Origin of the sequence: Vulcanisaeta distributa JCM 11217, from assembly GCF_001316005.1 — an archaeon.
Classification (GTDB): domain Archaea; phylum Thermoproteota; class Thermoprotei; order Thermoproteales; family Thermocladiaceae; genus Vulcanisaeta; species Vulcanisaeta distributa_B.
The window spans coordinates 55924-69186 of sequence record NZ_BBBJ01000005.1 but is presented as its reverse complement, the minus strand read 5'-3'; the positions used below and the strand labels follow the sequence as shown (position 1 = coordinate 69186).

19 protein-coding genes and 2 pseudogenes are annotated in these 13263 nt (G+C 44.9%); 13 read left to right on the top strand and 8 right to left on the bottom strand.

Annotation, left to right across the window (positions count from 1 at the left end; translation table 11 throughout):
- Window positions 1-36 precede the first annotated feature (36 nt).
- From JCM11217_RS06300 to JCM11217_RS06290, 3 genes are read left to right on the top strand one after another with little or no spacing between them, the layout of a single operon-like run.
- Window positions 37-789, top strand: a complete 753-nt coding sequence (locus tag JCM11217_RS06300; protein WP_054842408.1) for a Dna2/Cas4 domain-containing protein — start codon at window positions 37-39, stop codon at window positions 787-789.
- A 36-nt stretch (window positions 790-825) separates the two neighbouring features.
- The gene (locus JCM11217_RS06295) at window positions 826-1272 is read left to right on the top strand and encodes a universal stress protein (RefSeq protein WP_054842407.1); all 447 of its coding nucleotides are present in this window, start codon (window positions 826-828) and stop codon (window positions 1270-1272) included.
- Window positions 1273-1324: 52 nt separating this feature from the next.
- Window positions 1325-2137, top strand: a complete 813-nt coding sequence (locus JCM11217_RS06290) for a mechanosensitive ion channel (protein WP_054842406.1) — start codon at window positions 1325-1327, stop codon at window positions 2135-2137.
- 9 nt (window positions 2138-2146) lie between these two features.
- On the opposite strand, the gene JCM11217_RS06285 is transcribed toward JCM11217_RS06290, so the two are convergent.
- The gene (locus tag JCM11217_RS06285; protein ID WP_054842405.1) at window positions 2147-2809 is read right to left on the bottom strand and encodes a TrkA family potassium uptake protein; all 663 of its coding nucleotides are present in this window, start codon (window positions 2807-2809) and stop codon (window positions 2147-2149) included.
- A 65-nt stretch (window positions 2810-2874) separates the two neighbouring features.
- Here JCM11217_RS06285 and JCM11217_RS06280 point away from each other — a divergent pair, with 65 nt between their 5' ends.
- Window positions 2875-3261: a cytidine deaminase gene (locus JCM11217_RS06280; RefSeq protein ID WP_054842404.1), complete on the top strand. Its 387-nt coding sequence runs from the start codon at window positions 2875-2877 to the stop codon at window positions 3259-3261.
- A gap of 28 nt (window positions 3262-3289) precedes the next feature.
- Here the strand turns inward: JCM11217_RS06280 and JCM11217_RS06275 are convergent, their stop codons facing one another.
- Window positions 3290-3526: a zinc finger domain-containing protein gene (locus JCM11217_RS06275; RefSeq protein ID WP_243678556.1), complete on the bottom strand. Its 237-nt coding sequence runs from the start codon at window positions 3524-3526 to the stop codon at window positions 3290-3292.
- 73 nt (window positions 3527-3599) lie between these two features.
- Here JCM11217_RS06275 and JCM11217_RS14495 point away from each other — a divergent pair, with 73 nt between their 5' ends.
- Both JCM11217_RS14495 and JCM11217_RS14490 read left to right on the top strand, forming a co-directional pair.
- Window positions 3600-3878 (top strand): hypothetical protein, encoded by a 279-nt coding sequence (locus JCM11217_RS14495; RefSeq protein ID WP_243678555.1) that lies wholly within the window; start codon window positions 3600-3602, stop codon window positions 3876-3878.
- A 123-nt stretch (window positions 3879-4001) separates the two neighbouring features.
- Window positions 4002-4442 carry a hypothetical protein gene (locus JCM11217_RS14490; RefSeq protein WP_243678554.1) on the top strand — a complete coding sequence of 147 codons (441 nt, stop codon included), beginning with the start codon at window positions 4002-4004 and terminating at the stop codon, window positions 4440-4442.
- Between the two features lie 34 nt (window positions 4443-4476).
- Here JCM11217_RS14490 and JCM11217_RS06265 read toward each other — a convergent pair whose 3' ends face one another.
- Entirely contained in the window at window positions 4477-5049 is a 573-nt protein-coding gene (locus tag JCM11217_RS06265) for a stage II sporulation protein M (protein WP_054842402.1), read from the bottom strand.
- Window positions 5050-5190: 141 nt separating this feature from the next.
- Window positions 5191-5820, bottom strand: coding sequence for a V-type ATP synthase subunit D (locus tag JCM11217_RS06260; RefSeq protein ID WP_054842401.1), 630 nt, complete (start codon window positions 5818-5820; stop codon window positions 5191-5193).
- A gap of 58 nt (window positions 5821-5878) precedes the next feature.
- On the opposite strand from JCM11217_RS06260, the pseudogene JCM11217_RS06255 reads away from it, so the two are divergent.
- The 5 genes and pseudogenes from JCM11217_RS06255 to JCM11217_RS14480 form a co-directional block, all read left to right on the top strand.
- Window positions 5879-6683 (top strand): annotated as a pseudogene (locus JCM11217_RS06255) (50S ribosome-binding GTPase); the annotation flags it as partial.
- A 15-nt stretch (window positions 6684-6698) separates the two neighbouring features.
- On the top strand, window positions 6699-7598 hold the full coding sequence (locus JCM11217_RS06250; protein ID WP_054842475.1) for a hypothetical protein: 900 nt from the start codon (window positions 6699-6701) through the stop codon (window positions 7596-7598).
- Between the two features lie 148 nt (window positions 7599-7746).
- Window positions 7747-8028, top strand: a complete 282-nt coding sequence (locus JCM11217_RS06245; RefSeq protein WP_054842400.1) for a hypothetical protein — start codon at window positions 7747-7749, stop codon at window positions 8026-8028.
- Window positions 8029-8090: 62 nt separating this feature from the next.
- A complete protein-coding gene (locus JCM11217_RS14485; RefSeq protein ID WP_243678553.1) occupies window positions 8091-8231 on the top strand; it encodes a hypothetical protein in 141 nt (46 codons plus the stop codon).
- Window positions 8215-8385 carry a hypothetical protein gene (locus tag JCM11217_RS14480; RefSeq protein ID WP_243678552.1) on the top strand — a complete coding sequence of 57 codons (171 nt, stop codon included), beginning with the start codon at window positions 8215-8217 and terminating at the stop codon, window positions 8383-8385. Before JCM11217_RS14485 ends, JCM11217_RS14480 begins: the two co-directional genes overlap by 17 nt.
- 33 nt (window positions 8386-8418) lie before the next feature.
- On the opposite strand, the gene JCM11217_RS14475 is transcribed toward JCM11217_RS14480, so the two are convergent.
- The 3 genes from JCM11217_RS14475 to JCM11217_RS06235 all read right to left on the bottom strand — a co-directional run bounded on the left by JCM11217_RS14475 (window position 8419) and on the right by JCM11217_RS06235 (window position 10726).
- On the bottom strand, window positions 8419-8664 hold the full coding sequence (locus JCM11217_RS14475) for a hypothetical protein (protein WP_243678551.1): 246 nt from the start codon (window positions 8662-8664) through the stop codon (window positions 8419-8421).
- Window positions 8665-8796: 132 nt separating this feature from the next.
- Entirely contained in the window at window positions 8797-9117 is a 321-nt protein-coding gene (locus tag JCM11217_RS14470; RefSeq protein ID WP_243678550.1) for a hypothetical protein, read from the bottom strand.
- A gap of 97 nt (window positions 9118-9214) precedes the next feature.
- On the bottom strand, window positions 9215-10726 hold the full coding sequence (locus JCM11217_RS06235) for an aldehyde dehydrogenase family protein (protein WP_054842399.1): 1512 nt from the start codon (window positions 10724-10726) through the stop codon (window positions 9215-9217).
- Window positions 10727-10826: 100 nt separating this feature from the next.
- Here JCM11217_RS06235 and JCM11217_RS06230 point away from each other — a divergent pair, with 100 nt between their 5' ends.
- Window positions 10827-11597: a CBS domain-containing protein gene (locus JCM11217_RS06230; protein WP_054842474.1), complete on the top strand. Its 771-nt coding sequence runs from the start codon at window positions 10827-10829 to the stop codon at window positions 11595-11597.
- A 29-nt stretch (window positions 11598-11626) separates the two neighbouring features.
- On the opposite strand, the pseudogene JCM11217_RS06225 reads toward JCM11217_RS06230, so the two are convergent.
- Window positions 11627-12261: pseudogene (locus JCM11217_RS06225) on the bottom strand (FumA C-terminus/TtdB family hydratase beta subunit).
- 113 nt (window positions 12262-12374) lie between these two features.
- Between JCM11217_RS06225 and JCM11217_RS06220 the strand changes: the two are divergent.
- On the top strand, window positions 12375-13256 hold the full coding sequence (locus JCM11217_RS06220) for a fumarate hydratase (protein ID WP_054842398.1): 882 nt from the start codon (window positions 12375-12377) through the stop codon (window positions 13254-13256).
- Window positions 13257-13263 lie beyond the last annotated feature (7 nt).

Below are 13263 nucleotides of genomic sequence, written 5' to 3'. Positions count from 1 at the left end.
TTATAAAAGGGCTCTAAGTATGGCTTTATTGCATTTATGGTTAAATTAGTCGTAAAGCCCATAGCTGATGTACTGAACGAAGACGAGATCAGGAGGAAGACCGAGGAATACGTAAGTGAAATGCTGAGGAATGCCCAGGTCATTGGCGATGATTTATTCCTCGTGGATAAACCCACGGGCAAGGCCACTCCATCCTTCTTCAGTAATGATTGTTTCGTTAAGTCACTAATAAAGCTTAGGTTTGGCACGATAACGAACATGGACGGTATAAGGAGCTTAGCGAGGGGTAGGGCTATTCACGACCTCTATCAGGAGTGGTTTAAGATCGCCAATCCCAGGGTTCACGTGGAGGTTGAGAGTGGCATAGAGACTGTGGATACCTCGGGTAGGGCCGACATCGTGTACATGAGGGAATTTGATGGTGAGGAGATTTGGGGACTAATCGAGTTGAAAAGCTCGTGGAATCTCGATGAAGATAGAGAAAGGAGGTACCTCAAGCAGATAGTCTCCTACGTGCTCATGCTTGAGGAGGCTGGAATAACCATTAGGGAGGCGTATCTAGTGACCATGAGGGATGTTAAGTCATTACCCATAAATAAATTGAGGAGAGACTACCAAAGCGTATTAGCCGAGCTTAAGGCGATTGAGAGCTACCAGGGCTGGCCTATGGAGCCACCAGACCCATTACTATGCATTAAATGCGAGTTAAGGCCTATTTGCAGTACATACGCAATTTATAGGGGGGGTAGTAAATCCATGATTAGTATTAACAAAACTGGTAATGGTTGATAATATTTATTAATTGAATTATTTAGTGAAAAATCAATGTCATTAATAACAAAGATATTGGTTGGCTACGATGGCTCGAAGGCTGGGGGGGATAAGGCGTTGGATTACGCGATAGGTATTGCGAAGACCTTTAACGCAAAGCTCTACGTACTTCATGTGATTGAGGAGGGTAAGATTGCCATAGCCCCCCCTGACTCAACGATGTACCCAGCCTTAATCGATACCATGGAGAGGCAGGGTAGGGACCTTCTGAATAAGGCTGTTGAACGTGCCAAGAACCAGGGTGTTAATGCGGAGGGTTTGCTCGAGGTTGGCACCGATGCTGCTGAAACCATAATAAATATCGCGAATAACCTAAACGTTGATTTAATAATTGTTGGCTCTAGGGGGGGATTGAAGGGGGGGTTGACTAGGTTCCTGCTCGGTTCTGTGTCTGAGAAGGTTGTTAGATATGCCAATAGGCCCGTCCTCGTTGTTCATTGAGTGAAGTTAGGCTTAAAACGCTGATAGCTCATAATCATAGGGCAATAACAATATGCCGATAATCGCCTCCGCAAGTGGTTCAGGCAGTGTTGGTGGTGGAGTTGGTGGTTTAGTCCCTAGTTGGGTTTGGACTACCATAATAGTCATTGTGACTGCCGTAGTGATTTATTTTGTTCTTGACTATGTATTCGATAAGTTGGTTAGGGCTTTTGTTAAGCTTTCGAGGAAGGGCGATGTTGAGAATGCGAAGTTTATCTTTAGGATAATGCTCATAGTCACCTTATTGTCGGCCATAGCCTACGTCTATCAGCAATACTTAATCGTTGGTGCCCTACTCATTGTCTTCGCCGTAATACTGATACTAGGCACTAGGCCGATAATTGAGGAGTACTTCACGGGTAAAATAACCAGGCTCATTAAGGATTACTCATTGGATGTCGGGGATCACGTGGAAGTCATGGGGGGGATCAAGGGCTATATAATTAAGCAATCATCAATGGGCTTAATAATTAGGAGCTCACGTAATGAATTAATATACGTACCCTACACATTGGTGTTGAAAAACGTAATTAGGAAGGTACCGCCAACCGAGGGGATTGAGATTAGGATACCGTTTAAGGTGCCCAAGGATGGGTTACTAATTGATGATTTACGTAAGGAGCTCACGGATTACATGGAGGAATTAGGCATTGAGGATCCTCACGTCGATGTGGCGGCCATTGAGGATAAGTACGTGGAGTTAATGGCCCGAGGCACTTACAAGGACTTGAGAACAATCGATGATGTTAGGTACTCCATACTAAATAAGGCATTCGAACTGTCAATGGAGCTTGGCAGGAGGTATAGTGTTAGGAGTAATGAGTAATCTTAACGGTTATCCACCCAACTCACTTATTAATTTATTTACGTTTTCCGATGGACCCACGATAACCAACTCATCATTACCCTCTATGACGTAGTCACTGGCTGGTTTGGTAACGCCACTTGACGTCACTATATACGGCACTGCAACGCCATAATTATCAATTACTTCGCTAATAGGCTTACCTATTAATTGCGAGTCGGTATTAACCCTCACCACCGCGAATGTGAGGTTTATTGATGGGTCGGTGAATAGGGATTTAGCTATACTACTCATTATCAGGGTCTCCACATTCTTTGACACTACGTCCTCGACGACGATCGTATCCACATTTAATTCCCTAAATAGATCCACGTTATCCCTATTGTTAACCCTGGCGATTATCAATGGAACTCCCTTACCCCCCCTAGCTATGCTGCATGCCTTATAATTCAATTCGTCATTATCGGACAAGGCTAAAAACAACTCGGCCTTATCAATACCAACCTCATTAAGTACATCCTCACTACCTGGATCACCCCCCCTATAAATAAGTGCTGACGACTTAAGCATCTTAAATGCCCTTGAGCATGCCTCATCATTTGAATCAACAATCACTACGTCATACCTATCCACGAGAGCCTTGGCCACGTTAATACTCACGTTATTTGCTCCAACTATTATGGCTAGCTTCAATATTAATCACCAATCACGTAACTTAGGCGGGAACCATTTAAATTCATTATTACTTATTACAAGTCGTGATCCCAAGGGAGTGGGTGGAGCTTGTTAAGGACGGGTTGAAATACTCATACGCACCATATAGCGGAGTTAAGGTGAGTGCACTGGCGATAACGCCTGACGGTAAGGTGTATAGGGGAGTTAATGTGGAGAACGCATCCCTTGGACTAACAGTATGCGCAGAGAGGGTCGCCATATTCAACGCAGTATCCAACGGTGAGAGGAAAATAAAGACCATAGTACTAACCTCAAATCTGGACAAGCCAATATACCCCCCCTGCGGAGCTTGTCTTCAGGTGATGAGTGAGTTCGGTGTTGAGGAGGTGATTATTGTTCATGGAGATAAGGTGATTAAGCACAGCCTTAGTGAGTTGTTCCCAAGGCCATTCAGTGATTGGAGGAGGTAAGGGTGATTGAATAAATTAAATTGCGATGTTATGGGCCTTCAAAACCACAGACTGGGCACTTGTATGGATTTCCTGTCCTCCTACAGTGCTCACACCTCCAAATCTCGGCTTTACCACAGTTTGGGCATAGAAAGTGCGTTGCTCTCTCGTATGGCTTAATTGGCTTACCGCATGAGGTGCATACTGGTACTGTTGGTCCATGGAGTACCGGCCTCGGTCTCTCAACCTGGGTAGCGTCATTGGGTATTCGTGGGGGGGTAATCACTAATTTAAGCATTTCTATAACGTTATTAATGCGTGAGTAATCCTTAATAAATCCGGGTATCCACTGTATCGAGATGGACGTTAATAAGGTAATAGATACAGCAATATTCGTACTGGTGATTATATTAGCCGCGGTATTGACGTACTTCCTACTCGCAAAGATCGTTGCGCCACCTTCAAAGCTGCATAGTGGTGTAACAGAAATCACATACCCAATTGGTACATCGGGCATTGTCATATGGCCGCCATACTTTCAATTAGATAATGCATCGCTCATATACAGCAGCTTTAGTAATTATAGCCTAGTTTATGGGCCTAGCACGGCCCCCAATCAAGGTGTTAATACTTTATAATCCAGTCATGCCCCCCCTGCAACGAACTTCACCGTTAATAACGTCAATTACATAATTAATACTTCGAGTAAGGGGCTTGTTCAGTATGAAATTGCGTTTAATGTTTACTCATACATGGGTACCATGTCCGCATCCCCCCCATTGACGACCGCCGAACTTAATGTTGCATCAGTGGCTTACTGCCTATACTTCAACTCAACAAATAAGTATGATGCCCTACTCTTCCTTAGTAAGGTTGGCTCAATAATTGGGTCGAATGCAAGCAATATAGCTAACTTAACAACTATTTCCTCAGTGCAGTCAATACTTAATGGCATGGGTATTAACATAAATGCCACATCCTGCGTGAATAAGTATGAGCAGTACGTCATGAAGTACCAAGGCGAGGTTGGTATAGTACTCACCCTATACTACGTACCACCATTCTTAACCCCATCACCACTCACGTACGAGGTTCCCATAAACTCACCAATAATATTCACGCTGGGTTATAATACCATGACGGGGGGGCCTACGACGATACCATTAATAACATTCAGTTACCAATATTCGTGCAGAACCTAATGACCCAAAAGTTCATATATCAAAGCCTAAGCGGTTAACTAATCATACTACTTATTAAGCCCTTCAATGCCGTTATTTCGAAATACTCAACATTCGCCGCTATGTAAAGAAGCACCACCGAGATTAGGTAATATATTATTAATACCGTTACATCACTCTTGCTAATACGCCTACCACCACGTAATGAGGTAATGAGGTCTCTTGTGAAGGTTAGCGAGCCAGTCGTGGAGAAGGCGTATGCGAGAAGCTCTATTATTCCATGGGGGGGAAAGAACATTGTTATGAGTAGAGATATTATAAGACCGAGTATTGAATTCAACGCATACGCTACATACACGCCTAATACGAAGCCTGTCATTACCAGGGCAAGCACGAAGAAGAATGGACCAATCACTGGAATTGCCATTAATGTATCAATTTCCAGGTTATGAAGGAAGATATAGTTTGGACCTAGATCAACTGTGCTTATTAATTGGTTACGCAGTGATTTAATTACTGATTGGCTCACGAATAATGGGCCAACGTAAAAACCAATTATTGATAATAATACTAAGGTGATTAACTCAATTACGTAGATCAGAGCGACCCTCTTAATATTAATTGCCATAATGTCTCACTAAGTAATTATTGTGAATTGAGGAGGGATTTTGTAAATCTGCGTTCAAATCCTTCGTCACCGCTCGGTGCATCCCTCCTGTCTTCATTACGTGTAAAACCACTATGAAGTACTTAAGCCTTACTTACCAAGTCAACGCCTACCTAATGATTCAAGGAGTCTATTAATCACTATCCTCCTGACGAACTCCTCACGCTCATCCTCATCAAGCTTAAGCCTAACGAACCTCGCACTCTCGACAATCCTGGGCAACAATACGTTGTCTATGGCATTCACCATTCTCTGGTACTCCCTGACCCTAGCCAGTAACGTATAGAATAGGCTCTCCAGATTCATCATCTCCGAGATTGCCCTGAAGTTGCTATAAATACCGTACAGGGCGCTATCAAGTTCCGGCGGTATTGCAAATATGCCATAGTTAGGACTTGAAACACCCCTAAACTCAAGCCCCCTGAACTTAAGCCCTTCCATTATTATGTCCGTAAACTCCGCATCAACTGACGGCTTTACAACCTCACTCAACTTTCCGTAATCCTCAATGCTCATCTTCGAAATGACGGCCTTAAGCATTAAAGATGCCTTACCCAATTCCTCATAAACGCTCTTCCTCGCGCTCTCGAGCTTGGGTATTATTGCCCTAATTCTCTGTATTGTCGCATTCCTCGCATCCTCAACCGTCTTCTTAATACTCCTATAAAGCCTCTCCTGATTTCTAAGTCTTAATAGGGTTAGCCTTGACGGTATTGGTCTCTCAAAGGCCACGTAGTTAGGGTACGTTTTATATTTTTAAACATTATTACATAAGCATAAGGTCCAATAAATGAGTAGGGTAAGCCAGACCGAGGCTTGGAGGAGGGTTAGGAATGTCCTGGAAATGAGTGACTTAGTACTTGAGGTTATTGATTCCAGGGACCCCCCCGTGGAGACCAGGAATAAAAGGGTTGAGGAGTTACTAGGTAAGTTAGGTAAGCCGTTAATAATAGTAATCAACAAGGCCGACTTAGTGCCTATTGACGTGCTTAGGGAGTGGAAGGAATACATCGAGCGTGAATACCCAACGGTGTTCATAAGCGCCAAGAATAGGCTTGGCACTAGGAAACTTATCGTCAGTATTAAGCAGCATGCGCCCAGGCTTCCCGTCAGTCTCCGTGGTTGGTTATCCTAACGTGGGTAAGTCAACAATAATTAATTACCTGAAGGTAGGCATGTCGCTGAGACAAGCCCAGTGCCTGGCTGGACTATCGGCGAGCAGATCGTCAAGGCTAAGCAATGCTCATCGTCATAGACACGCCCGGCGTTATACCACCTGAGGAGGTTAAGGATGAGGCTTTACTAATTATTAAGGGCGCCATAGACCCCCTCCAAGCTTGAGGACCTGTTTTACCGGCGGTAAAGTTAATAATGAGGATTAAGTCGTTCAACCCCAAGGCATTTATGGATAGGTATGGCGTTGATTCTGAGGATCCAATGGAGCTCCTGGAACTAGTCGGTAGAAGGAGGGGGGGTTGCTTTTGAGGGGGGGTGGTAAGGTAAATATTAGGGAAGCCGCCATTGCCGTGATTAGGGATTGGATACTCGGTAAATTAACTTACTACTACAGGCCTGGGGGGGTGATTGGCAATGCTAAGAGGCTCGTGCCAATGGTGCCCAAGCCATCCGTTAGGCCCCCCCTTAAGTATTATGACATTGTTGGCGATTTAATGATCAATTTCCTAGCAAACAGGAGAGCCGCCATTATTAAGCAGGTTGGTGATTCGGCGACATTAATGACCAGGGCTAAGCATGAGGATGGGAGTAAATTGCCGATCATAATTAATAATAAGGATGAGTTGATTAGGTATGTTAAGGCTGGCGGTATTGATTTCATGGCGTCCGTGGGCACGGCGTTGTCGAGGGGGGGTATTGACATTGCCATAATAGATGTTAAGGGTGGTAGGAAGGTTTGGATGCTGGATAGGGGGGGGTTGGAGTTAATGGACTTAATAGTGACTGTGATACGCGTTGTCTTTGAGTACGTTGGTTTAGTGAATAATGCGGTGATATTTGATGGCATGAACGGTTTTAAAGTGGTTGCGTCATTATCGAGGGAGGTTAGCGATGATGACATGAAGTCCTTCGTTAATTTAGTGGGTGAGGTGGTGAATAGGAGCTTGAAGTCCTTCGATCTATTCCAGGCATACGGTAATGACGTAATCATTGGCGGTAACACAATGCTTAAGGTTAAGATGTATAGGGTGCCCCTGTCCCTGCATTGGTCAACTAAGCTATCAGCAATACCACTTGCCAGGGTTTATGATTTCCTGACACTTTATGCAGATCCATCAAATGTGATTAAGCGCTTAGAGACCAATAGGAAGCTACTTGAGCCATTATTTAGTAAGAATCCTATTGATTCATTGCTTGATGCTGTGAATAGGTGGGCTAATAATGATTACGAATTGATTTACTATATTAAGGGTGTTATTAGGAGTAGAATTAAATACGGCGGTGTAGGTACTGAATTAGGAATTGATAGAGAAAACCTTAAAACAGAGTATTAATCCTTTAGGCGATAATTATGAGAAAGATCATATTGACGTTCATAGTCATTGGCATAATAATACTCATAATGTCTAACATAAGGATTGCATTACCAATAACTAATGTAGCAATGCTTAATTTCAACGATATCGTTAACGTACGCCCGGATTGAAATTAATAATCAGCGACACCAATGGCTCACTAACACTAATACCAATTAAAGGCTACTCATCATTCATAGACACTATTGATTATTTATCACCAATATTCATATTCGTAGGGATAATAATATCGATAACCCTACTAATAATTAAAAGGAATCAAAGCATTGATGTTTCAGACCCACTATTCTTCGGAATAATCCTAATGCTTATAGTGGCCCTCGTATTCTCACTACCCATACCAACCCAGATCTACCTGAGCGAGGTCCAGTTACGCAATCAATATTAGTTGGCGTCAATGCGTATGTTGGGTTCTCATCAATAACTTACTTAATAAGCACAATACTGCTCATGATGAGCGCCTGGCTTTACCGTGAGAAGACCGCCATGGAGGGCACGTATTCGGACATTGACCAGTTAATGAGCATGACCATTATGCTTAAGAGCGAGGAGGAGACGGAGCGGTCTGAGAATAATGAGGAAAGTCAGTAATAAGGGTGTGATTTGCTTCTTCTGCCTGAGGAGGGTCAGGGAGTACTACATCGTTGATTATGAAGTTAAGGAATTGGGCATGACATTCAAGGTGTACGCATGCCCTGAGTGCTACGCAAAAATCACATCGCGCAGAGGAAAGCAGACTCAGTAAAGTGCTGAGTTGGTTCGATTATTACCATTAATATCATAAATGGCTCCAGGATACCCTAAATGTTTTTATGTTATCGATTATACCGTCAAGCCCATTAATGAAGGAGTTAATCTGGTAAATGCTAACCACTGGCACACCCTCAATAAACTCCGTGGATGCCCTATGCCAGGTAATAACAACAGGTATAAGCAACGCCTCACCCCAATTAACACCAATCCTACTCATCAAAACCTCAGGCTCTCTGGCAACCAGCCCAACCTTCTCAAGATGCCTATTCACAATCTGACGTATCGATGATGAAATCCTCCTCCAACGCTTAGCTTCTATCAGCAGTACCCAGGGTCTCCTATAGGCTATTACGTCGAACTCAACCTAGAACCAGTCACGGGAACCCTAAGCCTACTAACAACCCTAAATCCCCCCCCACTCCTCAAACACAAGCCTAATCAAAGCCTCAAACTCATCCCAGGGCAGGTACCTCGATACCGACTCAAGATCAACATAAACACCCCCCCTATCCACGAAGTACCTAATTAACCTATGAGGTGGCATGACCGACTTATAGCCATCACCAACCCTAACTAAAACCCCCCCATCATTAATCAGAGAGCCTATGAACTCATCAATCATGGAATCACCAAGCCCAGACACCGACTTAAGCGACTCACGCGTAAAAACACCATCCTTAGAGACGATTATCAACGCCTTAACAAGTCTCTCCCTTAAACTCATCCTTAATAAATGTATTTTAACACCCACTTATAGTGTTTTGCAGATGATGAAACTTCAGCGGCGGATGAACACCAATGAATGATGGGTCAGGGACTGACTAACCATACGTTATAACAATAGTCTTCAACTCAGTAACATCCTCAACACTAAAGCCCACGCCCTCCCTACCGAATCCTGAATCTTTCACTCCCCCCCCAAACGGGAATAAGCCGAGTCCATGCCTTGGGAAGTCGTTTATCGTGACCTCACCAACCTCAAGGGACCTCGCCACCCTCCATAGTGTGCCTACGTCACGCCCGAACACGGCGGCGTCAAGCCCGTAAATGACCTCGTTAGCCGTCTCGATGGCTTCATCAACGGACTTAACCCTTATGATAGGTATTATAGGTCCGAAGGTTTCCTCAAGCGCAAGCCTTGATTTTCTACTCACGTTATCAATCACGGTGGGTTCATGGTAAGTGAGCCAGTACCTACCGCCGTAGATTAGCTTGCCTCCCTTAATCAATGTATCATCAACCATTGAGTGAACCCTCTCAACAGCGTTTGAATCAATGAGCGGGCCAACCCTAACCTTTGGATCACGTGGATCACCAACAACCCACTCGCTCACTTCCTTAACGATGTACTCTATTAATTCGTCAGCGATATTATCAATGGCAATGACTCTGCTAATCGCATCACAACGCTGGCCCGAGAGCCTTAATGAACCCATAACTATCTTCTTAGCCGCATCTCTTAAATCGGCATCCTCAAGGACTATTGCCGGCGCCTTACCACCAAGTTCGAGCTGCAGCTTCTTTAAGCCGGCCATCCTCATGACCCTAAGTCCAGTCTCCGTACTGCCAGTCAGAGTGACGGCTCTGACCAATGGGTGCGTTACCATGGCATCACCCACTGTTGCTCCAGGCCCTGTAACCATCGCGAAGTAATTACCGAGCCCCCCCGCGTATTCAATGGCCTTAGCTATTAACACTCCGGTTATTGGTGTGTAACTCGATGGTTTAAATATTACGGGGGGGTCGCCGGCTAAGAGAGCCGTGGCTATCTTAACCATTGATGTGAATAATGGGTAGTTGAATGGTGCAATCGCCGCGACTACGCCTATGGGCTCCCTAACAACCACCGCGTACTTATTCTCAGTACCCGCCCCATACTCGCCTGGAATGCCCACGTTTAACAGCCTGCCCAGATCCTGGTGAATCATTCTGAGCCTAGTTATTGTTGAATCAACCTCACCCTCAGCCTCACTGATGGGTTTTCCACCCTCGATTATGAGGACATCCCTAAACAACTGCCTATACTCCTGGATGAAGTCCGCCACCTTTATTAGCATGTCAGCACGCTTATGCGCCGGTATTGCCTTGAGTGACGGCCATGAATAGTGAAGCCTCTCTATGGCTGAATTAACGTGCTCTGCGCCTAACTTATTTACCTGTGCTATCACCTCACCATTTATTGGTGACTTAACCGGCATGTAGTTACCGAAGTCTATCCACGAACCAGCAATAAAGGCGCGGAAGACACCGAACTTGGTCATTGTGTCGTGGAATTCCCTGGGGAAATCCGGCAATGTTACGGGACCGAGTATGTTTATGGTTATTGCCTGCATTAACCATGCTCTTAATGACCTTAAAATAAGCCTTCTGGGTTAACTTAAGGTTTAATGATTGGAAATGCTTAACTGGGGGGGAGGCACCACTCCTTTACTAATGAATGCGCAGGAGTTAATGACTAGCAACGTATTTACGGTAAGCCCTAACCAGGAATTACTAACTGCCGCTCAATTAATGGTTGATCACGGCTTTAGGCACCTACCAATTACTGAGGGTGGTTCTGTGAGGTTCGTATTAACGGCATTAGGCATAATCAATGGAATTATTAACAATGGTATTAATGCCCTGAGGGAGCCCGTAGCTAGGTATGGCAGTGAGAGGTTCTTAATGGTGTCGTACAGCGACGATGCCATGACAGTGATTAAGAAAATGCTCGATAATGGTGTTGACCACGCACTCGTGCTTAAAGGCAACGAATTAGTCGGTATAATCACTGAGCGTGATTTAATCAACAAAATGCCTGAACAATCATTCACTAGGTACAGGGTTCATGAGATTGCTAATAGGAATCCAGTAAGGATTAATGAGGATGAATCATTAACCTCCGCCATGGAGGTTATGATTAAGCATGGCATTAGGCATTTATTAATTACGGACCAGGACAAGCTGCTTGGGATCATGACGGTTAAGGACATACTGAGGTATGTGGTTAGGTACTATAAATTGAGGGGGGGTCAAGTTGACCTTGGTATTGCCGTATCAAAGTTGATGAGTCATAATCCAGTAACAATCGATAGCGCAGCTTCGTTACTCGACGCAGTTAGGTTAATGAGGAGGAATAATATTGGTTCGTTACCGATCGTTGAGACCGGCAGGTTAATGGGTATAATCACAGAGCACGACATTGTTAGGAGTATAATTAAGTAAATTTAAGTCTGCACCGTAACAATGCCCGCCTATATCTTGATTAAACTCTTTATTGTATCAACGACCTCCTTACTCAGATCGGGTACTTTACTCCTAACGTTCTTCCTCAAGTCCTCATAATAATTATTACCATATGAATCAATTATCACGGTTAATGGGCCAAAATTCTCAACCTCAAGAACCACATGGCCTCGGCAATCCCCAGGTCAAGCCAGTACACATCAATAACCCTCTTTATCGCCTGCGCCGCAAGAACCCCCCCGGCGCCGCCGGTGAATATTGCGTAAGCCGCCTTATACCTCTTCATGGCCTCCGTGGTTTTAACGCCCATGCCACCCTTACCAATCACTAACTTAACCCCCCCCAGCTTCTCAATGACCTCAGGTTCGAAGTCATCCATCCTAGCACTGGTCGTTGGTCCCATACTCACTATCCTCCAGGTATTGCCCTGCTTAAGGGCCACGGGCCCCCCCGCGTGGTAAATAACGCCGCCCCTGAGATCCACAGGTAATTTCTCGCCCCCCCTATGTAGTAACTCGACCATTCTCACGTGAGCCGCATCCCTAGCACTAACAAGGACACCGCTTACGTATATAGTGTCGCCAACCCTTAATTTAGTAATGTCATCGTCTGATATCGGTGTTTTGAGGTAGTACGTACCCATACCTACCAATTAAGTCAACCAGGTTGGGGGGGTATAATTAAGTATTCCCCTAAGTATTTTCCGTAAGCAAACATAGGATTAAAGCTTTAATACAAGTAAAGCGGTGCCCACTTATGCCGAGTCTCGAGGACGTGGTTAAGGAGACGGCTAAGACAATAGTAAAGATGGCTAGCGTATCCCCCGCCGAAGACGTTGTTAATGCATTAAAGAATGCACTTAAGGTTGAAATTCATGAACCGAGTAAGGTCCAGTTAAATGCCATATTAACAAATATTGAGTTAGCTCAGAAGTACACGGCCGCGGTGTGCCAGGACACTGGCGTCCCAACATTCTTCATAAGACTTGGCGATGGCTTCCCCATTAGAAGTAAATTATTCTCAATACTCACAGAGGCCGTTAGGGAAGTCACTAAGGAATTACCGCTCAGGTCTAACTCCGTAGACCCACTAACTGAGAAGAACCCAGGAGATAATACCGGGATTGGAATACCAGTCTTTGACGTTGAGCTATTCGATGGAGATTACCTAGAGATGATCTACACGCCAAAGGGCGGCGGCACAGAATTACCCAGCAAGGCGTTTGTCGTGCCACCAGGTAATGCCTGGGAGAGACTACCTGAGTTGGTGCTTAATGCCGTTATAGACGCCGGCCCAATGCCATGCCCACCGGTCATCGTTGGGATAGGCATAGGCCCTAACCTAGACGTTGCCGCAAAACTCGCAAAGAAGGCGGCAGTGCTTAGACCCGTTGGCTCAAGGAATAGTAACCCCCCCGACATTGCTAAGATAGAGGATGCACTACTGAACGCCATTAACAAACTCGGCATTGGAGCCCATGGAACTGGCGGTAGGGTAACAGCGCTTGATGTACATATTGAGTACGCCTATAGGCACCCAGCGACCTTCGCAATAGGCATAGTCTTCTCCTGCTGGGCAACTAGGAGGGCCCGGGCAATTGTTTACCCCAATGGTAAGTACGAGGTTAAACCATTGTGATGCAGCT